A 23405-nucleotide genomic window follows, 5' to 3' on the forward strand; every position below is an offset into this window, starting at 1 on the left:
TTTTTTTTGTTCTAAAATTTGCTTAATGCTTAAAACTCTTTCTTACCAAATTCACTATCTATAAATTTAGATTTGTTACTTCCTTTTTTAAAGGTGTAGGATAAATTGAGAATAATCATATCTACTTCGTAAATATAGTTGGTGGTAGTAAAAAACTCGTTTTGCCTAAACGTGGTAATACGTTGCTCGTTGGTATCTAATAATCCTAAATCTATATTTTGCCATTGTAAAGTAGCTGTTAGCCTATCGTTCATAAAGGATTTTTGAAGCGTAAGATTTGGTGAGTAAAACCGAGAATCTTCGCCTTGTGCTGTATTTCTATCAGATAAATAGTTAAAAGTAAACTGTAACGATGCGTTATCCCAAAAACGCCATGTAGAATTTAAATTAACCGAATAAATTGTAGCATCAGTATCTATGGTTCTATTGTCAAAACTACCATCAATGTTATAATTATAAATATTTGCCCCAATAAAATTACTCCAGCTTTTGGTAGGTTTTATTTCGGCGCCTATCTCTAAACCTACAGCCTTAGCGTTACCAACATTAGAGTAAATTCTATTTAAAATAGTATCGTTATATACAGTATTAACACGATTTACAATATTTTCAACATGTCTAAAATAGCCTGTGGCAAATATGGAGTTTCCGCCTTTTAAATCTTTGGTAACACCCAACTCCACCAAATCAATAAATTCTGGCCTTAAGTTTTTATCGCCTTGTTCTAAAGTTTCAGAATGCTCACGTTCAGCAAACGGATTCATTTTAAATGTAGAGTTACGTTCTACCCGCTTACTGTAAGCTGCTTTTATTTTTGTTTTTTCATCAACTTCAAATTGTAATGAAGCTGAAGGGTATAATTTTACAAAATCGTAAATTAACGTTTCATCAATCGTATTGGTTTTATCTTTCAACCTAAAAGACCTATCCATTACCTCTAATCGAGAACCCGCTGCATATTCCCATTTACCTTTTTTTCCTGATAGCTGTAAGTAACCAGAATGTATGGTACGCTCTAAATCTACCTCACTTGAAAACTCTGGAACCAGCTGAAATTCATCATTAAAATCTGTACGTCTCTCATAAATAAAATCTCCTGTATGAGACAAATCTCGGTATTGGTATCCTGTTTCTAAAACACCAAACTCAAAGGGTTTAAATTTATAATCTAATTGAAAACGTACGCCGTGTAATGGATTATCGTTAGTATTAAATTCATCTTGATACAATATACTTCTGTCGGGCTCTCCTAAATTTTGGTTTACTGTTGGCCCTCCCAAAAGTGTGTATTCATATAATAATGATGCCGATAATTCTGATTCATTTTTAAAACTATGCGTCCAATCTAAACTACCTAATACAAAATCGCCCTTGCGTTCTCTTAAATTGTGATTAAAATATTGAAATGTATACAATCGGTTGTTGCTATCTGCAGGACTTACAGCATGATTATCGAAATACACAATATCTGCCAAACGTGCCTTACTGCGTTTTCCAGCGAAAAAACCAAAGGAATAGGTGTTTACACTACTAGGAGTAAAATCAACGGTAAAACGCCCACTGTAATTGGTTTCATCAAAACTACGCTCTCCTGTTGATGGAAATTGCGTTTTTGTATCGTCTATAATAGTAAATACATCGCCTTCCCGTCGGCCTCCTAAATCGTTTCTTTGGTAATTGGCACCTAGAGAGATATTCCATGTATCAGTACGTACATTGTAGGTTGCATCTATACCATGCCTTTTATGGGATATAGCATTACCATAAGTTTCAATAGATGGCAGCCCACCTTTAATATTAACCTGCCCAAAAGCACCATTTGCAGCTCCCTTATTCGTTAAAATATTAATAATTCCTGCTTTTCCTTCTGGATCATATTTGGATGATGGCGCTGTAATAAGCTCAACTTTTTGAATAGCATTGGCTGGCAACTGCGCTATTAAATTACTTGCATTACCTTGAATAGGCTTGCCATTTAGTAATACCATAAAGCCAGTGCTCCCGCGAACACTAATTTCTCCTTGGCTATCCATAGTTACAGATGGTAAATTTCTTATAACATCTACACCTGTGCCGCCCTGTGCATTTTTAAATTTTGAAGCTTCAAAAACCTGACGGTCTATTTTGTTTACTACCGTATTTCGTTCGGCTTTTACAATAACCTCATTTAATTGTGTACCTAAAACTAATTTTATAGTTGCTAAGTCTATTTGCGCTCCTTTACTATTTACTACAATTGCATCTATTCGTGTTTTTTCGTAACCTAAAAAAGAAGCCTCCAAGTAATATGTGCCTTTTTTAACACCTTCGAATTTAAAAACACCATCTTCGTTTGAAATTACACCTGCTATTAATGTGTTATTGTTTTTATTAAACAATGCAGCCGTAGCGTACTCTAAAGGCACATTTCTATCGTCAACAATCTTTCCTTTAATTTGTGCAATACTTGTATAAGCACTAAACAAAGCAATAAATAATAAATAATAAATGTTAGTTTTAAAATACATGGGTAGCTATACTAATTTTAGCTGCAAATCTACACAATCAAACATTGTATTTTGTATTTAAAAAAAAGAAAAAGAGATTATTTTCATGTTAATTTCAGCCTATTGCTGTTCTTCTTTTTCTAAAAGAGAATCGTATTTGGCATAGAGCAATTCGGCCACATCAATTAACTTTCTAATAATCTCGTTTACATTAGTATAATCGTTAAATAATGATGATGCTTCTTCGGCTGTAATTAAATTTTTCCTAATTAATTTATCGATAGATTTATTACTAAGCCTTACGTTATCGTTGGCGTCGTGCTTTAACTTTTTTAGTTTACTGCCATACTTTTTAGCATCATTTTCTGTTCTAAACAAATAAATTACACGGAGTACTTTTATTATTTTTTTTCGGTAACCATCATATTCCTGTTTTAAATACTCGTTATCAGAATTTAGAACTTTACTTATGTTTCTATTGAGTTCGCTGGAATGTTTAATGATTTCTACCATCTTTCTATTGGCTATTTTAATATCTGTAACCATATTAATTTGCGCCTTATTTAAGCGAAGTGTACTTTGTGCAGTAGAGGCATATTGTATAATTTTTCCGTAAATAGCCTTTACTTTTGAATAGTATAGCTCGTCTACATTTATATGAAAATCGTCAACAGACTTTTCTATTATATTCTTTATTTTCTCATGAGATTTCACATCGCTTCTATGAATATTTAAAGCATGCGTAACTATTTCAAAAATGCTATTTTTATATAAATATTTTGATTCTTTTATTAGTGCAATAATTGCAGTTCCTGGAAACTTTAATACTGCGGTATTAAGGTATTTGGGCTCATGAACATCCTTAGCTTCTTCTGTTTTATTAAAAAATCTCAATAAGAAATGTTCTAGCTTTTTAATAAAGGGCAGCATAATTACAACGCCCAAAACATTAAATATGGTATGAAATAACGCCAATTTTAAAACATAATTTGTTGGTGCTATTTCAAGACTTTCCGATAAATAATTTACCAATTTAGCCAATGGAAATATAAGGGCAACCGCTACCAAACCAGTTATGGTATTAAATATAAAATGTGCCATAGCCAACCTTTTACCCGCGCTATTAGAACCAATAGCCCCAAGAACTGCGGTAATTGTAGTACCTACATTGGCGCCAATGGCCAGTGCAAGGGCATTTTCATATTCAATTTGTCCAGCAGATAAAGCAGTTAAAATTAAAGCCAGTGTAGCACTACTAGATTGTAAAACAGTAGTAATTATTATGCCCAATCCTGTATAAATAAGCACACCTAAATAGCCTTGTACAGCATATTGAGACAAGTCTATATACTGTTTAAAAACTTCAAACCCATCTTTCATGTAATGTATACCTAGAAAGAAAAAGCCCAAACCAGCAAGTACATTTCCTAAGCCTTTTAACGAAGGCTTTTTTTGAAAAGAAAAAACAACACCAAACACCAGCATAGGCATTGCCAGTGCTGATATTTTAATTTTTAGACCAAAGCCAGCAACTAACCACGCCGTGGCCGTTGTACCTATATTAGCGCCAAAAATTAAGCCTATACCCTCAGCAAGGGAAATTAAACCCGCACTAATAAACGATATAGTAATAACCGAAACCAAAGAACTAGACTGCATTAAAGCAGTTATAAGCGCTCCTGTTGTAATGCTTTTGTATAGTTTATTAGTAGCCTTTCTTAGTATATTTTGCAAAGGGCCTTTGGTAAAAACCCTAAACCCCTCTTCTAACATTACCATACCAAAAAGTAAGATAGCAACACCAGCTGAAATGGTCTGGAAATTAGGATTTAAGTAGAGGGAAATTCCCAAAACAATTAAAATTACGAGAAAAAAGAGGTTCCTAATCATGTATTACAATTTTATATATCTTAATGATGGGCGATACAAGATATAATTTTTTGAATAAAAAAAATTAGCTTAAAGTCTAGCAACCGAAAGCATAAAACACCTGTAAATCCTTTCAATTAAAGAAAATATTTGTATTTCAACGTCCATAACCTTACTGTTATCGTAAATAATATAAACCAAAAGTTATTATTATGAAGAAAATTTCAATTTTGCTATTAATTGTCGCAACAACATTTTCATGTGTATCAAAGAAAAAATATATAGCACTACAACAAGAAAACGGAGAGATTAAAAGTGAACTACAAAAAACTAGAGTAGCCAAAGAAGATTTAGAGGCTAAATTCGATAAAATTCAAGAAAGAGTTAATGCTTACAACTCTAAAATAGCTACTTTAAAACAAGAGAACGATACAAAACTTGATGTGGTTGGAAAGGTAGCCGTAATATCTGAAGATACAAAAGCAAAAATGCGCGAAACACTTAAAAATGTTGATGCAGAAAAACTAAGTAACGCCAAAACGCTGAAAGATTCCATGAATTTGGCTGTGGCACATAATTTAGAGAAGACCATTAGCAAAAGTAATATAAATGAAGACGAAGATTTTGCAGTAAACATCAATGAAACTGTAGTGATGATTTCTATAGCCGATAATATGCTATTTAACACAGGAAGTTATAGACTGAGCCCTAAAGCAGATACTATTTTAAGAAAATTAGCCGATGTAATAAATTCTGAACCTAGCTTAGATGTTATGGTTGAAGGCCATACAGATTCTAGAACAATAAACACAGAATTTCTTTCTGATAACTGGGATTTAAGTGTAATGAGAGCAACTTCTGTAGTACGTAAACTTCAAGAAAAATACAATGTGGCTCCAGAAAAGTTGATTGCAGCCGGTAGAAGCAGTTACCAACCCATAGCCGAAAACAATTCAAGAGAGAATAGAGCTAAAAACAGACGTACTAGAATTATTATTCTACCTAATATCGATAAGTTTTTTGCTTTAATGGCCGAAAACAACAATACTGTTGCCGAAAACAACATATTAGATTAATTAATCCATATTAATCAAAATAAAAAGCATCACGCCCTTACGTGATGCTTTTTTAATTAATATATTTTAAATTAAAAGGAATTATCTACCCTTCACAACTCGCACACTCTTTTTTCTGTTTGAATTTTTGAGCAGCATTCATACTATGTTGGTAATACAGGGATTTTAAACCTAATTTCCAAGCTGTAACATAAATTTTATTAATATCCTTCACTGGCATATCCGGGTGTACAATAATGTTAACAGATTGCCCTTGATCTATATGGTTTTGCCTGTTAGCTGCTTGATATACAATGGTTAACTGATCTATTTCAGAATAGGTTTTAAACACATCGCGTTCGTGATCTGTTAGGAACTCTAAATGCTGAACAGAACCATCATGATCGCGAATACTACGCCATACATCAGGGGTATTCATACCTTTTTCTTCTAAGAGATTTAATAAGTACGGATTCTTTATCGTGGTTTTTATTTTCGCAATATCCTTCACATAAATATTAGACCAAATTGGCTCAATACCCTGTGAAACCTGCCCCAAGATAAACGCCGAAGATGTTGTAGGCGCTATGGCGTTTAATGTAGCGTTACGTCTACCGTAGCCTTTTAACACTTCTGGTTCGCCGAATAAATCTGCTAGTTCTTTTGATGCTTTATAAGATTTCTCCTCTATGGTTTTAAATATTTCGCTATTTAAATTAAATGCCTCTGCACTATCAAAAGGTAACATTTTAGACTGCAATAAAGAGTGCCATCCTAGAGCACCAAGACCTAAAGCTCTATTGTCTTTTGCAAAATTATAAGCACGCTCCATGAACATAAATGTTTGCCTGTCGTCTAAATCGCTAGAATCTCTGTACGCTTCTAGTTTTTCAATAAACTCTGTAATTACAGCATCTAAGAAGTACACCATAGTTTCTACGGCATCAGTATCTTTCCATTTATCATAGTGTAATAAATTTACAGATGATAGTACACACACAAACGACCACTCTTCGTTAGAAGGCAGCATAATCTCGGTACATAAGTTACTCGCAACAATTGGATGTTTTTTATCTTTATAAACATCGGCTGCTTGGTTGTTGGCATGATCTTTAAAGAAAATATAAGGGTAGCCTATTTCTCCTCTACGCTGTATCACTTTTGCCCAAATAGATCTTTTATCTACATCTCCAGCAATCATTTCTTCCATCCACTTATCGGTAACACTAACACCGTGTGTTAATTCTTGAATGGAGTTACCTTCAGTACCAATTTCTAAAAATTCGTTAATATCTGGATGCTCTACTGGTAAATATGGGGAAAACCGACCTCTTCTTACAGAACCCTGGCTAACAACATCAACCATCTTTTCAAAAAGTTGCATGATATGTACCGCTCCAGAAGACGATCCGTTGTTTTTTACTGGCGCCCCTCTGTGGCGTAAATTCCCAAAATACCCTGATGTTCCACCACCTAGTTTAGACATCATTCCTACCTCAGATTGTGTGTACAGAATATTGCCCATATCGTCTGCAATGTTAGACCCAAAACAGCTAATAGGTAAACCTCTTTTTTTACCAAAATTAGACCATACAGGTGAGGCTAACGAGAAAAAGCCTTCAGACATGTAATGGTAGAATTTATCGGCATATCCTTCTATTTTTAAGATTTGCTCCGCGCGTTCTGCTATTTCACGTATTCTTTCTTCTGGTGTTGTATCACCAGTTAAGTATCCTGATGCTAAAAATTTACGGCTATTTTCAGTTAACCATTCAAATCCTTTTTCTGAGGTAAATTGGTTAGCATTTTTAATCTGTTCTTTTCTTGCGTTAACAAGTTGGTCGTAATTAGATGCTTTTTGAGTAGTTTCGTTGTTTTGAGGGGTAGTAGTGTTAATTTTCATAGTTAAAATAGGTCGTCACTGGTTATACTTTTTGTTCTTTTACTATAGTTAATGGATCGTTTTACAAAGAAATCGCCGTGTTTTGTGCCAATTATTTCATCATCAAACCATTCAGTTTGTGCTAATAATGCATTATCCACTTCAAAAACTTTATCTATACCAATACTTTCTAACGAGTTGTTAAATCGTTTTTTTATAAATTCATTAATTACATTTTTGGGTAAGAAGTCTAATTCCCCTTCTTCAAAAATCCAATCTACAATATCGCTTTCTGCATTGTAGGCTTCTTTACATATGGTTTGAATTTTTACATTGTAATCGTCTCCAAACCAAGCCGGATTTTCTTTCTTAATAATTTTAATAACATCTATACCAAAATCGCCATGTATTTGCTCTTCTTTTGAAGTTGCTTCTACAACGTTAGATATACCCTTCAGCATATTTTTATGCTTGTTGAATGCCATAATGATTAAGAACTGAGAAAACAAGGACACATGCTCTATGAATAAAGAAAACAATAGAATAGATTCTGCATATTCCTGTACATTCTCACTTTTAGAATTTTTAAGAGCCGTTTCTAAATAGTGAACACGTCTCATAATTACAGGCTTCTTTTTTAGTGCCTTAAATTCTGCGTTAAGTCCTAATATTTCTAATAAATGTGAATATGCGTCATGATGGCGCACTTCACTTTCAGCAAAGGTAGCACCTACCGAACCTATTTCTGGTTTTGGCATTTTATGGTAAATATCGCCCCAAAACGATTTAACAGCCACCTCTATTTGCGAAATGGCCAACATAGTATTTTTAATAGCCGATTTTTCAACAGTATTAAGTTCAGCCTTAAAATCCTGAATATCGCTAGTAAAGTTAAATTCTGTATGAATCCAGTAAGAATGCCTAATAGCGTTTACATACTCATACAAATCTGGATATTCGTAAGGCTTTAAGTTAATACGCTTCTCAAAGATGTTGGTTTGTCTTTTTCTAGCCTGTTCATCTCTGTACAAAATGTAAGCTTTAGCAGCGTTATGAAACGCACTATCCATAAGCTTATCTTCCACAATATCTTGTACCTGCTCTACTGTAGGCACATACCCAGCATCAATAGCCTTTCTAGCCAAAAGAGATTCAAAAACCCTATCTGAAATATCTTTTGCATCTTGTCTTGTACCATGGTTTACCGAAAGCATTGCTTTTTCAATGGCATTTGTAATTTTGTTTAACACGAAAGGCGTTGTTTCGTAGTCTCGTTTTATAATATGTGTTATTTCCATATGATGGTATTGGTTAAATATTGACATACAAATGCTTACAGGATCTTCCTGAAATACATCAAAAAAAATTTTTTTAATGCATTTTTAAAGCTTCATTAAACTCTGTTTTAAAAAACGCTTTTAACAAAACCTTTTTAATTTGATAAATAGAATTTTGATAATTTTCAAAAAAAACTATTTAACAAATTAATTAATAAGCTAAAAATTGTGTTTTACTTTGGTTTGAGTGGAACAAAGATTGTAAAATGATTGATATGTTTTTAAGTGCCTACAAAAAGCTTTTCAACAAGTTTTTAACAAACAATTAATTACTTAAAAATCAACAAGTTTACAGAAAAAAACATTTAAAATACTGATAAACAGATATTTAACAAATATTAAAATTCAAAAAGTTTACAAAAAAATTTAAAGATAAAAAACGCAAGAGTCCACGTTTTTAGTGTATTTAAATGAGTTTTTATATGGTTTTTTTAGGTGTTAAAAGTTTCGGCTACCTTTTCTAATTCGGCATACCAATCTTCACCAAATTTCCTAATTAAGGCTTCTTTTACAAATTTATAAATAGGAACTTGCAATTCTTTACCTAAGGCACAAGCATCGTCACATATTTGCCATTTATGATAGTTTACACCCGAAAACTCTGTGTAATCCCTAACACGAATAGGATATAAATGACAAGAAATTGGTTTTTTCCAAGAGATTTCACCTTGGTTATAGGCCTCTTCAATACCGCAAAGAGCTACTTTATTTTCATCAAAAATAACATAGGCACAGTCTGCCCCGTTTATTAAAGGCGTTTCTAATTCGCCATCTTCAGTAACCACCGATGTGCCTTGTTGGGCTATAGCTTCAACACCTTCTTTTCTTAAAAAGGGTTTTACATTAGGGTAAATCTCTTTTAGAATAGCTACTTCGTTTTTTTCTAAGGGCGCACCGGCATCCCCATCAATACAACACGCACCTTTACAGGCATTTAGGTTGCATAGAAAGTCCTTTTTTATAATATCTTCTGAAACAATAGTTTTCCCTAACTGAAACATAGCTCTGTATAATTGAGCTGCAAAAATAGTTAAACTTTCAATTTAATTGGCACTAGCTTGTGCGTGTTTTAAATATAACATTTAAGCAACATTTTATAAATGGTGAAATTTGTTCATGCTCGTTTAATAATAAATACAGACCTTTGCAAAAATTTAATCGCTAAAAGCTATGCAGCTTAATTTTAAAGAAATATTTACCGCCTTTATGGTGTTGTTTGCAGTAATAGATATTATTGGTAACATTCCCATAGTGATAGATTTACGCAAAAAAGTAGGACATATTCAAAGCGGAAAAGCCTCTATTATTGCGGGCGCTATTATGATATTATTCTTGTTTTTAGGGAAAAGCATATTAAATCTTATTGGTATAGATGTAAACTCCTTTGCTGTAGCAGGTGCCTTTATTCTATTTTTTATTGCTTTAGAAATGATTTTGGGTATTACACTATACAAACAAGAAGAAACTAACCCCATGACCGCTTCTATCTTCCCATTGGCCTTCCCCTTAATGGCGGGCCCTGGTAGCTTAACCACCTTATTGTCTTTACGAGCAGAGTTTAGGGTTGAAAATATTATTATAGCAATAATCTTAAACGTTATTTTTATCTTTATAGTTTTAAAAACATCCTCTAGAATTGAACGCTTTTTAGGAGCAAACGGTATTAATATCATTAGAAAAATATTTGGCGTAATTTTGTTAGCCATAGCTGTAAAATTATTTGCACAAAATATTAAAGCTTTATTTATATAATTATGAAATACGTTGCATATACCATTATTATTCTGGCTTTAGGTTTAGGAATTTTTAATGCCACAAAGTTAAATTTTAACGCGTTGTTTCAAAGCGAAAGTATTATTGGCCTTATTACTATTTTAGCGTCGCTTTGCGCTATTATTTTAATGTTGATTTTATTAACCTCTAAGCGTATTGAGGAAAAAGTAAAACAAAAAAAGTAATGCACGACGTTTTAACTATTGGGGGCGGTGCTGCGGGTATGTCCTGCGCCTTAGTATTGGGTTCTGCCAAAGAAAAACCTTTTGCTAAAGACAAACAAATTGCCATAATTACCCACCAAAAAACATCGCATTTACAAACCGCTTTGTTTAATAATGTTTTAGGTTTAGCTCCAGGTACCACGGGCGCATCTATTTTGCAAAGTGGCAAACAGCAACTTTTAGACCTATACCCGCATGTAGAACAGATTGATAAAGAAAAGGTTTTAGAGGTTTCTAAAATTGAGAATTATTTTGAAGTTAAAACCAATAAAAATAGTTATCAATCTAAAATAGTTGTAATCGCTGTTGGCTACACTAATTTAATGCGTATTAAAGGTTTAGAACATTATATTGAACCGCATCCGAGAGCTGCTATCGAGAAAGATCGTATATGGTTAAAAAACAGTGATCACTTAATTACAGAGCATCTTTATGTAGCCGGTACTCTTGCAGGGTGGCGCAGCCAGTTTGCCATTGCCTCAGGTAGTGGTGCACAGGTTGCTACTGATATTTTAACACTTTGGAACGACGGAAAGCATACTAAGGTGCATGATAAGATAGGTGTATAATTTATACGCTTTAGCTTAAAAAACAAAAAGCTTTTACCTCCATAATAATATGGTTTGTAAAAGCTTCTGTTTTTCTTACTCTTATCGCCGCTAAGCGAAGTTTAGCGGTAGCGGGGATGTTATTATTTCTAACTAGGTATATATTCTTAATACAAATCTTTTAAATTTCAATTTATATTCCAATATTGATATTCTCAGCATCTTTTGGCGGAGGTGGAGGTGGAGGAATTTGAGAAAAATAACTCAACCCAACCTTTAACTCTAAAGTGTCAGCATGTGTTCTATTTAATTTATCAAAAATATTAGTGAGATTTAGAAGAGCCTTTTCTAAATCTGATCCTGTGGCATTTGTATCTAATTCTACCTCTACCCAAGCTTTCTCCGCACTTATTGAATATTGAGGATTTTTACCACAATTCTCATAATGTTTTTTCAATAATTTATATAATTCTGTAATAGGGTATCCATTTTCTTTCCAAATTGAATCTTTACTGATTCCTAGTATATTATATGAAGAACCATGTCCCCAATCATTTCTTAAAGGCATAATTCTTCTCAAAGTATCATCGTGGGTTATTTCAAAATAAGGTGTAGAATCATTAACATGTAACTCATTTACTCTACGATAAATTTTTTTGAAATTTATGTTAGGATTGTATAAATCAATTTCCACCACCCCATTACTTTCAAAATATTTTTCTGAGGGGTAATACTTCACTTTCTGGTTTTCATCAAATGCTTTTCCTTTACAGTATAAAAGGTTTATAGCAATAATAATTAATAATAGTTTCTTCATCATCAAAGGTTTTTAATCACAAGTATTTTTATGATTATCATCACGAACAATTTTTGATAGAATAGAGAGACGTGTTAGCTCATTATCTGTTATATAACCAGCATCCAAACCATATTCATCTAGACCATCGCTCCACACATAATGCTTATAATTATCTAAAGGATACGAATTTTCATCAAATTCTCTTAATCCAGAAGCAATTGGGTCTATGAAACGAAAAGCCATAAGATTATGTTGAGAATCTGCAGCTGTTTGATTAAGAACATCTAAAGGATCGTCGAAGTCCTCATTATTTATAGCTTCGTAAAAAGACCACATTTGCATGTACCAATTAAACAAAGAAGCGGGTAGTGGATTTGGCCCTGAATTATTTGTTAATTTCAACCTATGTAATTCTGCGTGAATAGATTCATGCAAAATAGTACCAGCTAAATCTATTGCCAAAGTTGCATCAGTTGCTACAGCCAAATTAAATCGAATTGTTATAATATTTCCAGATGAATTAAATGGTGTTCTGGCTGGTGCAGGATCACTTCCGTCAGTTTTGGCAGTAAACTTCAATTTAAATTTACTTTTTCCATCTGTAAAAGCTTCTACCGTTCTTTTAAAATATTATTATTCGAGGATATTAAAGTTTTTAGTACGCAATGTGCTTTAGTATCCTTGAATGATTTATCTATAATCAACTCATTTTCAAAATCTACCTCACCATCATTTACCAAAGCTTCAATCGCGCTGTTAATAAACCCACTATTATCACCACAACCTTCTTTATTCAAATAATTTATTATAGCGTTGAAATTTTCTTCGCTTAATCTACTTACCAACCTATTGTTTAGGCTATTTAAACAAACTTCATACCGTTCTACTTTACAGTCCCCATTTAAATCACCTGGGGGAGCTGGGTCGCATGGGGTTTCATCATCAACAATCACAGCTATAGAAGGCGTATCATTATCTCCTGAGCCTGCACCACTCGAACTACCTCCTGTATTTGTGTTTGTTGTACCCGTATTCATATCTGGGTCACCACCGTCGTCATGAGGCACACATAAATACCCATCAACATAATTATAACCAGGAGCTTCACCGCCATAAACAGGACAATCACAACCTTGCCATGGCCAGTGATCATTACAAGTACACTGATAAGGAACTCGAGCAGAATTTGGTTGTATTATTATATCGCCATTACAGTTATAAGGATATTCTAGAGTAGCCTCTCCTGAAGTACTACCACCACCTCCAGCACTACCACCAGTTCCCGCATTGGCATCCTCTCCTTCTACATATGGCGGTATGGTCTCAAAATCATGATACCTTCGGGTTTCAACACTGCCCGCATCTACACTGCCCCCTTTAGCGGTTACACTTTTTGAGGTGTAAATAGTTAAAAACAAGCCTTCTTTACCGTTCTTTTCTTCCACAGTTAAATTAAACAATTTGTTTGACGGCGCATTGGGCATGGTAATGCGCATGGTGTACGATTTATAATCGCCCAAAGTAACTTCCTTTACAACATCGGTATGGATAATGATATCGTTTTTGCTACTGGTGTTTTTAGAGAATTCGGTATCGCCTTCTAAATGCTTGCTTAACTTAAAATGCCCTTTTAGTTTGTTAAAGTTTTGGGGTACACTTTCATAAGTCATAGTTTCTACCCGTGGCAAAACATCTTGTAAAACGTCTTCTTCTTGCTGCTCTGGCTCTGGGGTTATTGTATCTTCACAGTTTACAAAAGTTAATAAGAATAAAGCCAAAAAAGAAAATCTTAAAAGTTTAGAAAGTTTGAGGTTTGAGGTTTGAGGTTTGAGGTTTGAGGTTTGAGGTTTGAGGTTTGAGGTTTGAGGTTTGAGTAATTTAAATACATAAAATTAAATACGTTTTAAATGGATGATTAATTAAAATTACACCATTATTTAGTTTTTGGGAAGACAATGTTGTGGTATAAATCTAAACATAAAAACATAATTTCTCACATAAATTTTACGCTTTTTTATGCATTTTATCTAAAAACTGGGTTTTCTGCTGTGGAAAAACCGTAAAATAGAATGTTTTGTAAAGTTTTAGGCTTCTAAAACATAGATTTTAATCAACAAGTGACGTAAATAAAATCATAAAATTTTAAGTGATTTATCCCAGAAAAAAATTATTTAACTATCACTCCTGTTCACTCAAATCTATAACCTCTTCAATCATAATATCGCGTTGGTTGATAACCTCCTCAAAGGCACCATTACCAAAAAGTTGGTCGGCAAAGGTGGCTTTTAAGTATTGTTTTACTTCTTCGTGGTAGGCTACAAAGGTAATATTAGAACCCGTCCTTACATTTAAATAATCCTGAAACTCGAGTAACAGGTCATCGCTAACAGTAAAATTATCTATAAAAGTTTTACGGGTATAATCATCATAAGCTTTTCGGTCTTTCTCTAAAGTTTCAAATGTAAAATAACCAAAAACACCTCTACGCTTTAAATAGCTTAGTGTTTCGTTATTCATAGATTTATCAACAGGCACAAAAACATCAGGTATAATACCACCACCGCCGTATACTATTTTCCCTTTAGGCGTGGTAAATTTTAAGGAATCGGCTACTTCAATTTTAGCGCCATCAGTGAGCTCTCCGTTCTCAACACGTTTAAAATAATCTTCGTAATAAGCCCTATTTCCCTTATCGTAAGGTCTTTGAATAGAACGTCCTGTTGGTGTAAAATAACGAGATACCGTTAAACGTACTGCACTACCATCTCCCAAATCCATTTCACGTTGCACCAAACCTTTACCATAAGAGCGACGCCCCACAATAATCCCTTTATCATTATCCTGAAGAGCACCTGCAACAATCTCACTGGCCGATGCAGAGTTTTCATCAATTAACACAAACACTTTACCATCTTCAAAATCACCCTTGGCTGTTGCGTAAGTTTCTTCTATATCACCACGCTTATTTTTAGTAAATAATATTAGTGTATCGTCCTCTAAAAATTCGTCAATAATTTGTTCGGTAATATCTAACCTCCCACCAGGGTTGTCCCTTAAATCTAAGGCAATTTGTGTTGCTCCTTGCGCAATTAATTTATTGAGACCTTGCTTAAACTCTCTGTAGGTAGACTCTGCAAATTTATTAATTTTAATATACCCCAATTTTTCAGTCAACATGTATGCGGCATCTACACTTTTAATAGGGATTTTACTGCGTTTTATTTTAAAGGTTAGTAACTCTGGTTCGCCTTTGCGATATACTTTTAATTCTACTTTAGAGTTTAATGGCCCCTTAAGTTTTTTTACAAGTTCTCCATCTTCTAAAGCATCTCCGTATAAGGTATCGTTATCTGCCACAATAATTCTATCGCCACCCTTTATACCTGCTTTAGCACTAGGCCCGTTTTCAATTGGGCGAATAACGGCAATTGTGTCTTTATAAGTATAAAAACTAACGCCAATACCCACAAAGTTACCTCGCATTTCTTCTGCCACACGCTCCATATCGCCTCTTGGAATGTACACCGAATGCGGATCGAGATTTTCTAAAATACCGTTTACCGTAACATCAACAATACTATCGGTATTAATATCATCTACATAATCGTATTCAATGTAGTCGATAAGCCTGTTAAGTTTATCTTTTTTACTATTAGAAGTAAATAAACGGTCTGGAGCATCGGCGAAATTTAACTTTCCGCCAATAAAAATACCAGCAGCTATGGCCACTCCTAATATTAAAGGCAAATATTTTTTTTGAAAATGCATTATGCTTTTAAATCCTCTATTAATTGTAAATGTATGCCGGCGCGTTTTAAAAACTTTAATCCGGCATCATCTTTATAAGCTTTATGATATACTACTTTTACTATACCAGCCTGATGAATTAATTTACTACACTCCTTACAAGGCGAAAGTGTTATATACAACGTTGCACCTTTACAAGATTGAGTAGATGCTGCCACTTTTAAAATTGCATTAGCCTCTGCATGTAGCACATACCACTTGGTATATCCTTCTTCGTCCTCACAAAAATTCTCAAAACCTGTTGGTGTGCCATTATATCCATCAGAAATAATCATTCTATCCTTTACAATAATCGCACCAACTTGTTTCCGTTTACAATACGATAACTTTCCCCACTCTTGTGCTATTCGCAAATAAGCTTTATCGTATTTTAATTGTTTTTCGTCTTGCATTAATTTTTATTTAAGGCGCCTACCTGCCGGCAGGAAAGTTAACCTCGATTATAATTCCGAAAAATTTTATATAGGTTTATACTCGGTTTGGGCTTTTCACCATACCTGTCTACCTCTGATAATCAGGCTGGTCTTTTCGCGTTCCTCGAAAAAAGGATGCCGCTACAATTCCTAACGCAAAACCTTATAACGAAAATAACAGGTTCTTGTTGTAATTACAATGCCAATGGCGTTAAAGTTTATACAAAAGTATTGAATACGTTTAAGCTTAACTTAAAAAGTCGCTATTTAATAACATAGGAATTACCAAACCAATAACAATCGAGGAGATTACCATAATCCAATCGCGTTTAGAGAACCTAAAAATAGTTTGCACTAAATAACCTATAAAAAGTACAATAAATACAATAATAATTTGAGCAATCTCTATACCCAAAGCAAACTCTAACAGTAATATTATTTTATTATCAGATTCTCCCAAAAGCATATGGAATTCTCTGGCAAACCCCAATCCGTGAATCAATCCAAAAAATAACGTAGTTATAAACAGTACACCTATGCGCTCTTTTTGTGCGCCTTTACCAGCAGTAAATACATTGTAAAGCGCAACAATAAGTATGGTTACAGGAATTAAAAACTCCACCAAAGCACCACTAACTGTTACCACATTATAGGCTGCCAAAACTAAGGACAACGTATGGCCCAATGTAAATAATGAGACTAATAGCAACACACGCTTCCAATCTCTAAAGATATAAGGAATGGTAAGCACCATTAAAAATAAAACGTGGTCGTAGGCGTTAATATCTAGCACATGCTTTACGCCATATTCTACATTAAAAAGAAAGTTATCAAACATTTTAATTAGATTTTAGGGTTCACCAAATATACAATTAATCAAAACGTTTAAAAAAGTAAACTATTACTATATATTTGTAGAGTTAGCAATATAAATAATAACACATAGCACAATGAGGTTTTTAATACTATTAAGTTTATGTTTCTGCATAGTTTGTTGCAATAACAAACAACAGCAACAAAACGAAGAGGCTTCTTCTACCAACAGCAACAAAAACAACCGTTTAACAGAAGCCGATATAGCTAAATTTAAATATACTGAGTTTGCACTAGACCCAAAAGCAGAAGTTTTAGCCGAACCTTGGCAACCTTATTCTAGACTTAAAGCTACTATTGAAAATATTAAAAAAGCTGATTTTTCTTTTTTTGATGAAGATGAACAATCGGTTTTTGTATTGATAAAAGAATTACGTAACACCATCCCTGACACGTTAAAAACACAATCGGTACTTTCTAGAATTACCATTGTAGAAAACATGCTTTATAAACTTGATGAAACTTATAAATTGCGTACCACAACCACACCAGAACTCGCTGCATCCACTAAGGAACTTTTAGTGGCGTATTCTAACTTAAATTTTCAACTGAACAAAAAACTGGAGAAGGACAGCCAAAACATAGTGCGCCCAGATTAAAAAATTATCAATAAACTAAAAAAGGGCATCAATATATTGACACCCTTTTTTTTAAATTAAAATTACTGCTTTGGTTGCGCTTCTTGTGCTTGCATCATTTGTTTTTGCCTTAACATCTCATTTTTGGTAAGGTTTACCAAGTTAAAGTTAGGCGATGCTTTTAATGTATCATCTAAAATATCAACCGCTGCATCTATATTGTTCTTTCTATCTTTTTGAAACAATTGCAATGCTTTTAAATACATAAACGCACTTTTTAACTCTACTTGATAAGGCTGTTGTTGCTCATAGTATGCATGTTTCATTTCTGGTGTTGCATTTGCTAAACCATAATTAATATGAGTTAAGGCTTCATCTAGCTTTTGTAATTGCAAATTAAGTTCTGCCAATTCGTAGGCCAAGGCAGGACTCGGGTTTCTTTTAAACATTTCGTTAAAGTGTACCAATGCACGTTCTGGTTGTTTAACAGCCTTTAACGACATTGCTTTTACTTCAAGTGCAATATCAGAATCGTCTACTTTTGGATCTATGCCTATTGTGTTTAATGCTTGCATGTATTGCCCTTCGCTCATGTAGATATAAGCCAAAGTATCTTTTCTAGCTTCTGAAGGCACTAAAATATTTAAATGTGTCATGGCATTTATCATACCTTGTACATCTCCTTGCGCGCGCATTTGCTTATTGTAAGCTTCAAAATGTTTTATTAGCTCTGTGTTGCTTTGTGCCCCTATTTGAAATACCATGGCTAAAGCCGCTAACATCATAATTCGTTTCATCTGTAAAAATTTATTTTAAAAAAAGTGCAATATAACTCGCCAATACCCCTTTGGCAGAACCAATTTGGTCGTTAGGCTTGTTTCATCGTCTGTTTATTTTTATTTAACGCCCAAAACTATAAAAATTTGGCAGTTAATCTCTTAAAAGTTTATTAATTATTAGTTTCTAGTTCACCTTTAGCTTTTTCTCTACTATAACCGCGTCATTCAAGACAAAGGGTTTTGGTATCATGCTAGTATATCGCGCTGGAACATCCAACAATTTATTGTCAAGTAAATCGTAAGACGCCTCGTAAATTAAAAATTCGGTTTTTTGGGTTTTAGGAATTGTAATTTGCAATTCTAGAGGTGTATTATCCTGCACATAGTATGTTAATAACTTGTTTGTATTTCTGCTATTAAATTTAAACCTACCGTCTTCTTCTATTTCTAGTTGGTTTATTTTTAATGTATTAAACACATAAGATGTATTTGCAAACACCTCAATTCTATGTACTTTGCGTTGCGGTGTAATGCAAATTTCTACAACTTTAGAAGTACCAATTACAGTATCTGTAAACACCTCAACTACAGGTTTAGGAATTAAAACTACATCAGCTTTTTTCGTGTATTCAAGCTTAGTTTTGTATTTGCTAGCAAAAGTATTTTCTATTTTACTTTCGGCAAGTGTTTTATCGAAGAAATGAGCCGTCCAATTGTCTAATTTTTTATCGTAAGTTGCCCATGCTGCTGTATTATTATCTGCATTTAATATGTAAAGTAAGCTATTGGGCTTAGGGCGTTCTCTGGTAAAATCTGATGTAAAATGTGCGCTTACCACAAAATACAAGCCCAAAACTAAAAACAAATAACCCCAACGTTTTTTGTGCCTAAAAAATGCGAAAACCGAAATTAACAACCCAAAAACCAACACCACTAAGGCCGTAGATGCCACTAACATTTTTAGCCCTAAACCTACAGGAAACATTTGTACCATAGGCGAAAAAATTAATAACGCCGGAAAACCCATAAGCGTAAGCAATATGGGGTTTGGCTTTTTTTGTCGCAGTAATACAAAAAAGCTAAGAAGCCCAAAATATACAGGGATTACAAAAAAACTAGCACCTTCTAATTTAAAGGCTATAACGCCACATATTACCAACCAAAAAAAGAGTGGTGCTACTATTAAACTTGCCCCATTTTCGGGTTTGTAAACCTTATTATAAACCAAACAGCAAATCGCCACTGCCACACAAACAAAAGCAGCAATATAAGTGTGCCCATTATAGGTGAAACCATGAAGAATTTCACCATACTGAGGATACAGTGCCAACAGTAATTTCCATCCAAAAACACCAATTAATACACTAACAATAAAAGCGCTAAAAAACGCAGCAAACCCTCTAAGTACTGGTTTTAGTTCTATTCTACGTTTTTTAAAACCATAAGCAACCAGTAAAACGTAGACTAAAACCGCCAAAATAAACAAGGGCAATATCCATGAAAATGGATAGGTAACCATTTTAAAGAGTGGTACGTTAAAATACACTAAGTCATCAATACTTTTAAGCGCACTTAAATTGGCTTCACTAAAATAATTAAGCAATGCCATTAGGTAACTACCTTGGTGTTCTAGAGTATTTCTATCTAACCTACTATAAGTATCTAGAGCGGTGTGATAATCAAAATGATCGTCTACAAATGCAAAATTAAAACCATCAATATTTGCGTCTTCTCTAAACCTCGTTAAATCGGTATCATTTGGCAACATTTTATAAATACTGTAAAACAGGGAATTCCCCAGAGGGTAATTAGGATTTGCTTTAGTAAATCCTTTTATTAAGTTTGCGTTTCCCTTATTGGTTTCAACTAGCATAATACTTGGGCCACCACTGCCCCTAGCTTCAAAATTAAGTACCAAGCCAACATTTTTTGCCCATGGGTGCTTGTTTACAAAAATATCAGCACCATGGAGCCCCAATTCTTCTGCATCGGTAATTAAAACCACAATATCATTTTTTGGTGTTTTGTTGGCATTTAAAAAAGCCCTTAGCCCTTCTAAAATGGTAACCACTCCAGAACCCGCATCGCTTGCCCCAAAAGATGAGTGCGGTTCACTATCATAGTGGGTGAGCAATAACAGTGTTTTTCCGTTTTCGCTACCTTTAAGTCGCCCAAGGATATTTATTGGTTTAGAAAACTCGCCATTTTCGTCTATAGCATATCCTTCTTGTGTTTGGGTTTCTAGCCCTAAGTTTTTTAACTCTTTTAAGATATAATCTCTAACTCTACTATGCGCTTCACTACCTAAATAATGTGTTTCTTTTGAAATTTCTTTAAGATGCACAAGCGCTCTTTGAGTTGAAAACTGATTGTCTGGCGCATCAATCGTAGAGATATTGCTTGGAATGATAGCCGAAAAACTCCAATAAATAGCAAGTATTATGAGTAAGACTGCAAGTGCTTTTTTTATCATAACCTTAGTTTAGTAGTTATTAATTATAAAAATACGCAAATTATGGTTGTAATTTTTACCTTAGATAATACTTTTAGGAAAACTGATTTTTTTTAGCTATATTTATTTTTATCTAAAATTTGAATATTATGGGCATTAAGAGTTTTCAAGGGTCGAGAAGACAACAATCTACAGTAACGAATGATACGCCACTTAAGGTGAGCGATTATATGACGCGAGATTTAATAACATTTACACCAGACCAAACTATAGAAACTGTGATGCAAACACTTATTAAGCACAGAATTTCTGGAGGACCTGTGGTAAATGAGAAACATGAATTAATAGGTATTATTTCTGAAGGCGATTGTATAAAACAAATAAGCGAAAGCCGCTACTACAACATGCCTATGCAAGATAAAACCATTGAAAAATTTATGGCCAGCGACGTAGATACTATTGATGGTAACATGAATATTTTTGATGCTGCCAATAAATTTCTAGAAGCTAAACACCGTAGATTTCCTATTGTTGAAAATGGTAAATTGGTAGGACAAATAAGCCAAAAAGATGTCTTAAAAGCTGCTATGGCCCTAAAAGGACAAACCTGGAAGTAAGGTTTACATTCTTTTTCTTTTTATGGTTTTTGCCTCAGGCAAATCGGTAATAATAATGTTTTGCTTACCGCCACTTTCTAAAGTTGCAATTTTAGAATAATTGTAACCAGTAACGGTTGTGTCTAAATTTTTCCATTTCGCAATGCCACCAACTGTTACGGTTTCTCCTATTTCTAAAATACGTTCGGAGTAACGCAATGTTTTATTAAAGCCAAAATAGGTTTCGCTAGAAATACTAAATTTAGATAAAAGCTTCTTAAATTCTGGTGATGGGTTATTTAAAAAGCCAGAAGTTATTGTTTTGTCTTCAACTAAATAAATATCAAAATTAAGGGGAGCGGTAATAGGTTTAACCATTACCATATCCCCTTTTTTTTCTACAAAAAAATCTTGAATATTGTTTTCTTTAACCAGGGTTTTCCAATAGCTATTTTTTCCAGAGCTTTTTTTCTGCTGGATCTTAAACTCATAAGCCACACATTTCCTTTTACTAAATGGCGCCACAAAAGGTTGGTGCACATGCAGCACCTTACCCGTAACCTTTGTGGGCTCATTGGTTCTAAATTGTAAAATATCTTTATCTTTTAATTTTGATAAACGTCGCAATACACTTTGTTTCTTTCCAAAGTAAAAAGATAACACACCAATTATTACTGCTGCAGATACAATTATGGCAATTGCTATTAAGGTAGACATTTTTTAACGGAATTTACAGAATGTTAGTGTGCAAACACCACCATTTGTTACAAGGTTTTAGCTTTCTCGTTTTACCAGTGCATAATAATCGCCTTCTAGCGGCAAGTACCCTTGGTCGTATATAAAGTAATATATTTTACCAGCTTTTGTGGTGTAAATGCTGGTAAAATAATTAAAATCGAAACCAACCTCAATTAACTTTGCTCTAGAAATTGTAGTTTTTTTATTGGGATTTAATTGTTCTAAAATGCGGTAATTTTTACGTAATCTATTATTTGTATTTCGTATTAAATTTTTGCTGTCCTTATTTACTCTATTATTGTATGCGTTTCTGCATCCATCGCTGCAAAATTTCTTATCAATCCTGCCAACAATTTTATCACCACATTCTAAGCATTGTTTTTCCATTCTTTTAAGCTGTTAATTATTTTATTTTTTTACATGTAAGATATAAAAATGCCGATTCCCTATAAATTTCTGATTTAAAGCAAAATACGAATATACAAAAACTATTATATCCGTTTACAAACGATTACAAACATTTACAAACGAATTTAAACGTGTAAAAACCGAATACTATTTGGGTACTGTTTGATATTTGCAGTGTCGGATTTGTACTGGACTTGTTTCAGTAACACATTCTTAAAAAGACATTTGAAATAAAATTAAAAAGATCCTGAAACGAGTTTAGGACATGTATTAACTGTTTAACATTTAAAAATTAAAATTATGAACGCACTTAGAAACAAAGTACAGTTGATTGGTAGATTAGGGCAAGATCCTGAAATTATTAACTTTAAAGACGGTAACAAAATGGCAAAATTTTCGCTTGCCACAGACGATAGCTACAAAGATAAAGATGGCAATAAAGTTGAACGCGCTAACTGGCACAATATAGTTGTTAGAGGTGGCTTGGTAAATGTTGTTGAAAATTATATTACAAAAGGGAAAGAAATAGCCGTAGAAGGCAAATTAACAAATAGAAGTTACGAAACGAAAGAAGGTGAAAAACGCTATGTAACCGAAATTATTTGTAATGAATTGTTGATGTTGAGCAAATAAAATCTTTTTTTGCCCACAAACAAAAAGGTGCTTTGAGGGAAGCGCCTTTTTTTATGTTATTGTCCCGTCCTGAAATAAGTTGACATAAAAATGACTTATTTTATGAAAGACAATCCTATCAAGCCGAAGCGCACCCAGCGGGATTACAACTTAGG

22 protein-coding genes are annotated in these 23405 nt (G+C 33.6%); 7 read left to right on the top strand and 15 right to left on the bottom strand.

Annotation, left to right across the window (positions count from 1 at the left end; all coding sequences use genetic code 11):
• Positions 1 to 29: 29 nt before the first annotated feature.
• Both CLV33_RS10625 and CLV33_RS10630 read right to left on the bottom strand, forming a co-directional pair.
• Complete coding sequence (locus CLV33_RS10625) at positions 30 to 2507, bottom strand: outer membrane beta-barrel protein (RefSeq protein ID WP_105473880.1); 2478 nt, start codon at positions 2505 to 2507, stop codon at positions 30 to 32.
• A 99-nt stretch (positions 2508 to 2606) separates the two neighbouring features.
• Positions 2607 to 4376 carry a Na/Pi cotransporter family protein gene (locus CLV33_RS10630; protein ID WP_105473881.1) on the bottom strand — a complete coding sequence of 590 codons (1770 nt, stop codon included), beginning with the start codon at positions 4374 to 4376 and terminating at the stop codon, positions 2607 to 2609.
• 191 nt (positions 4377 to 4567) lie between these two features.
• Between CLV33_RS10630 and CLV33_RS10635 the strand changes: the two genes are divergently transcribed.
• A complete protein-coding gene (locus CLV33_RS10635; protein WP_105473882.1) occupies positions 4568 to 5431 on the top strand; it encodes an OmpA/MotB family protein in 864 nt (287 codons plus the stop codon).
• Between the two features lie 85 nt (positions 5432 to 5516).
• Here CLV33_RS10635 and CLV33_RS10640 read toward each other — a convergent pair whose 3' ends face one another.
• From CLV33_RS10640 to CLV33_RS10650, 3 genes are all read right to left on the bottom strand, one after another.
• Positions 5517 to 7313: a ribonucleoside-diphosphate reductase subunit alpha gene (locus tag CLV33_RS10640; RefSeq protein WP_105473883.1), complete on the bottom strand. Its 1797-nt coding sequence runs from the start codon at positions 7311 to 7313 to the stop codon at positions 5517 to 5519.
• A 2-nt stretch (positions 7314 to 7315) separates the two neighbouring features.
• On the bottom strand, positions 7316 to 8590 hold the full coding sequence (locus CLV33_RS10645; protein ID WP_042241904.1) for a ribonucleotide-diphosphate reductase subunit beta: 1275 nt from the start codon (positions 8588 to 8590) through the stop codon (positions 7316 to 7318).
• A 470-nt stretch (positions 8591 to 9060) separates the two neighbouring features.
• Positions 9061 to 9630, bottom strand: coding sequence for a DUF3109 family protein (locus CLV33_RS10650; RefSeq protein WP_105473884.1), 570 nt, complete (start codon positions 9628 to 9630; stop codon positions 9061 to 9063).
• A gap of 169 nt (positions 9631 to 9799) precedes the next feature.
• Between CLV33_RS10650 and CLV33_RS10655 the strand changes: the two genes are divergently transcribed.
• The 3 genes from CLV33_RS10655 to CLV33_RS10665 are packed head-to-tail and all read left to right on the top strand — an operon-like array spanning position 9800 to position 11195.
• Positions 9800 to 10381 (top strand): MarC family protein, encoded by a 582-nt coding sequence (locus CLV33_RS10655; protein WP_042241550.1) that lies wholly within the window; start codon positions 9800 to 9802, stop codon positions 10379 to 10381.
• 2 nt (positions 10382 to 10383) lie between these two features.
• Positions 10384 to 10587, top strand: a complete 204-nt coding sequence (locus tag CLV33_RS10660) for a hypothetical protein (RefSeq protein WP_105473885.1) — start codon at positions 10384 to 10386, stop codon at positions 10585 to 10587.
• A complete protein-coding gene (locus tag CLV33_RS10665) occupies positions 10587 to 11195 on the top strand; it encodes an FAD-dependent oxidoreductase (RefSeq protein WP_105473886.1) in 609 nt (202 codons plus the stop codon). The genes CLV33_RS10660 and CLV33_RS10665 overlap by 1 nt, the downstream gene beginning before the upstream one ends.
• 172 nt (positions 11196 to 11367) lie before the next feature.
• Here the strand turns inward: CLV33_RS10665 and CLV33_RS10670 are convergent, their stop codons facing one another.
• From CLV33_RS10670 to CLV33_RS10695, 6 genes are all read right to left on the bottom strand, one after another.
• Positions 11368 to 11994 (bottom strand): hypothetical protein, encoded by a 627-nt coding sequence (locus tag CLV33_RS10670; protein ID WP_146109733.1) that lies wholly within the window; start codon positions 11992 to 11994, stop codon positions 11368 to 11370.
• A gap of 9 nt (positions 11995 to 12003) precedes the next feature.
• Positions 12004 to 12552, bottom strand: a complete 549-nt coding sequence (locus CLV33_RS10675; protein ID WP_105473888.1) for a hypothetical protein — start codon at positions 12550 to 12552, stop codon at positions 12004 to 12006.
• 32 nt (positions 12553 to 12584) lie between these two features.
• Positions 12585 to 13751 (bottom strand): hypothetical protein, encoded by a 1167-nt coding sequence (locus tag CLV33_RS10680; RefSeq protein WP_105473889.1) that lies wholly within the window; start codon positions 13749 to 13751, stop codon positions 12585 to 12587.
• 400 nt (positions 13752 to 14151) lie between these two features.
• A complete protein-coding gene (locus CLV33_RS10685) occupies positions 14152 to 15741 on the bottom strand; it encodes a S41 family peptidase (RefSeq protein ID WP_105473890.1) in 1590 nt (529 codons plus the stop codon).
• Positions 15741 to 16172 (bottom strand): deoxycytidylate deaminase, encoded by a 432-nt coding sequence (locus tag CLV33_RS10690; protein WP_042241545.1) that lies wholly within the window; start codon positions 16170 to 16172, stop codon positions 15741 to 15743. The genes CLV33_RS10685 and CLV33_RS10690 overlap by 1 nt, the downstream gene beginning before the upstream one ends.
• Before the next feature lie 268 nt (positions 16173 to 16440).
• Positions 16441 to 17031, bottom strand: a complete 591-nt coding sequence (locus CLV33_RS10695) for a HupE/UreJ family protein (protein ID WP_042241540.1) — start codon at positions 17029 to 17031, stop codon at positions 16441 to 16443.
• A 112-nt stretch (positions 17032 to 17143) separates the two neighbouring features.
• On the opposite strand from CLV33_RS10695, the gene CLV33_RS10700 reads away from it, so the two are divergent.
• Positions 17144 to 17665: a hypothetical protein gene (locus CLV33_RS10700; protein WP_105473891.1), complete on the top strand. Its 522-nt coding sequence runs from the start codon at positions 17144 to 17146 to the stop codon at positions 17663 to 17665.
• A 62-nt stretch (positions 17666 to 17727) separates the two neighbouring features.
• Here CLV33_RS10700 and CLV33_RS10705 read toward each other — a convergent pair whose 3' ends face one another.
• Both CLV33_RS10705 and CLV33_RS10710 read right to left on the bottom strand, forming a co-directional pair.
• On the bottom strand, positions 17728 to 18441 hold the full coding sequence (locus tag CLV33_RS10705; protein WP_105473892.1) for a hypothetical protein: 714 nt from the start codon (positions 18439 to 18441) through the stop codon (positions 17728 to 17730).
• A 166-nt stretch (positions 18442 to 18607) separates the two neighbouring features.
• On the bottom strand, positions 18608 to 20896 hold the full coding sequence (locus tag CLV33_RS10710) for a M28 family peptidase (protein WP_105473893.1): 2289 nt from the start codon (positions 20894 to 20896) through the stop codon (positions 18608 to 18610).
• Between the two features lie 128 nt (positions 20897 to 21024).
• Here CLV33_RS10710 and CLV33_RS10715 point away from each other — a divergent pair, with 128 nt between their 5' ends.
• Positions 21025 to 21492 (top strand): CBS domain-containing protein, encoded by a 468-nt coding sequence (locus tag CLV33_RS10715; protein WP_042241533.1) that lies wholly within the window; start codon positions 21025 to 21027, stop codon positions 21490 to 21492.
• 3 nt (positions 21493 to 21495) lie between these two features.
• Here CLV33_RS10715 and CLV33_RS10720 read toward each other — a convergent pair whose 3' ends face one another.
• The gene (locus CLV33_RS10720; protein ID WP_105473894.1) at positions 21496 to 22188 is read right to left on the bottom strand and encodes a hypothetical protein; all 693 of its coding nucleotides are present in this window, start codon (positions 22186 to 22188) and stop codon (positions 21496 to 21498) included.
• Positions 22189 to 22245: 57 nt separating this feature from the next.
• Entirely contained in the window at positions 22246 to 22596 is a 351-nt protein-coding gene (locus tag CLV33_RS10725) for a hypothetical protein (protein WP_042241527.1), read from the bottom strand.
• A 321-nt stretch (positions 22597 to 22917) separates the two neighbouring features.
• Here CLV33_RS10725 and CLV33_RS10730 point away from each other — a divergent pair, with 321 nt between their 5' ends.
• Positions 22918 to 23250: a single-stranded DNA-binding protein gene (locus tag CLV33_RS10730; RefSeq protein WP_042241525.1), complete on the top strand. Its 333-nt coding sequence runs from the start codon at positions 22918 to 22920 to the stop codon at positions 23248 to 23250.
• Positions 23251 to 23405: the final 155 nt, after the last annotated feature.

This window comes from Jejuia pallidilutea, from assembly GCF_002973595.1.
Classification (GTDB): domain Bacteria; phylum Bacteroidota; class Bacteroidia; order Flavobacteriales; family Flavobacteriaceae; genus Jejuia; species Jejuia pallidilutea.

Coding starts and splice junctions, on each gene's coding strand:
- CLV33_RS10705 (WP_105473892.1), bottom strand. CDS start 18,441: ATGAAACGAATTATGATGTTAGCGGCTTTAGCCATGGTATTTCAAATA.
- CLV33_RS10690 (WP_042241545.1), bottom strand. CDS start 16,172: ATGCAAGACGAAAAACAATTAAAATACGATAAAGCTTATTTGCGAATA.
- CLV33_RS10710 (WP_105473893.1), bottom strand. CDS start 20,896: ATGATAAAAAAAGCACTTGCAGTCTTACTCATAATACTTGCTATTTAT.
- CLV33_RS10665 (WP_105473886.1), top strand. CDS start 10,587: ATGCACGACGTTTTAACTATTGGGGGCGGTGCTGCGGGTATGTCCTGC.
- CLV33_RS10720 (WP_105473894.1), bottom strand. CDS start 22,188: ATGTCTACCTTAATAGCAATTGCCATAATTGTATCTGCAGCAGTAATA.
- CLV33_RS10630 (WP_105473881.1), bottom strand. CDS start 4,376: ATGATTAGGAACCTCTTTTTTCTCGTAATTTTAATTGTTTTGGGAATT.
- CLV33_RS10725 (WP_042241527.1), bottom strand. CDS start 22,596: ATGGAAAAACAATGCTTAGAATGTGGTGATAAAATTGTTGGCAGGATT.
- CLV33_RS10730 (WP_042241525.1), top strand. CDS start 22,918: ATGAACGCACTTAGAAACAAAGTACAGTTGATTGGTAGATTAGGGCAA.
- CLV33_RS10650 (WP_105473884.1), bottom strand. CDS start 9,630: ATGTTTCAGTTAGGGAAAACTATTGTTTCAGAAGATATTATAAAAAAG.
- CLV33_RS10700 (WP_105473891.1), top strand. CDS start 17,144: ATGAGGTTTTTAATACTATTAAGTTTATGTTTCTGCATAGTTTGTTGC.
- CLV33_RS10660 (WP_105473885.1), top strand. CDS start 10,384: ATGAAATACGTTGCATATACCATTATTATTCTGGCTTTAGGTTTAGGA.
- CLV33_RS10625 (WP_105473880.1), bottom strand. CDS start 2,507: ATGTATTTTAAAACTAACATTTATTATTTATTATTTATTGCTTTGTTT.
- CLV33_RS10670 (WP_146109733.1), bottom strand. CDS start 11,994: ATGATGAAGAAACTATTATTAATTATTATTGCTATAAACCTTTTATAC.
- CLV33_RS10635 (WP_105473882.1), top strand. CDS start 4,568: ATGAAGAAAATTTCAATTTTGCTATTAATTGTCGCAACAACATTTTCA.
- CLV33_RS10645 (WP_042241904.1), bottom strand. CDS start 8,590: ATGGAAATAACACATATTATAAAACGAGACTACGAAACAACGCCTTTC.
- CLV33_RS10695 (WP_042241540.1), bottom strand. CDS start 17,031: ATGTTTGATAACTTTCTTTTTAATGTAGAATATGGCGTAAAGCATGTG.
- CLV33_RS10655 (WP_042241550.1), top strand. CDS start 9,800: ATGCAGCTTAATTTTAAAGAAATATTTACCGCCTTTATGGTGTTGTTT.
- CLV33_RS10715 (WP_042241533.1), top strand. CDS start 21,025: ATGGGCATTAAGAGTTTTCAAGGGTCGAGAAGACAACAATCTACAGTA.
- CLV33_RS10640 (WP_105473883.1), bottom strand. CDS start 7,313: ATGAAAATTAACACTACTACCCCTCAAAACAACGAAACTACTCAAAAA.
- CLV33_RS10685 (WP_105473890.1), bottom strand. CDS start 15,741: ATGCATTTTCAAAAAAAATATTTGCCTTTAATATTAGGAGTGGCCATA.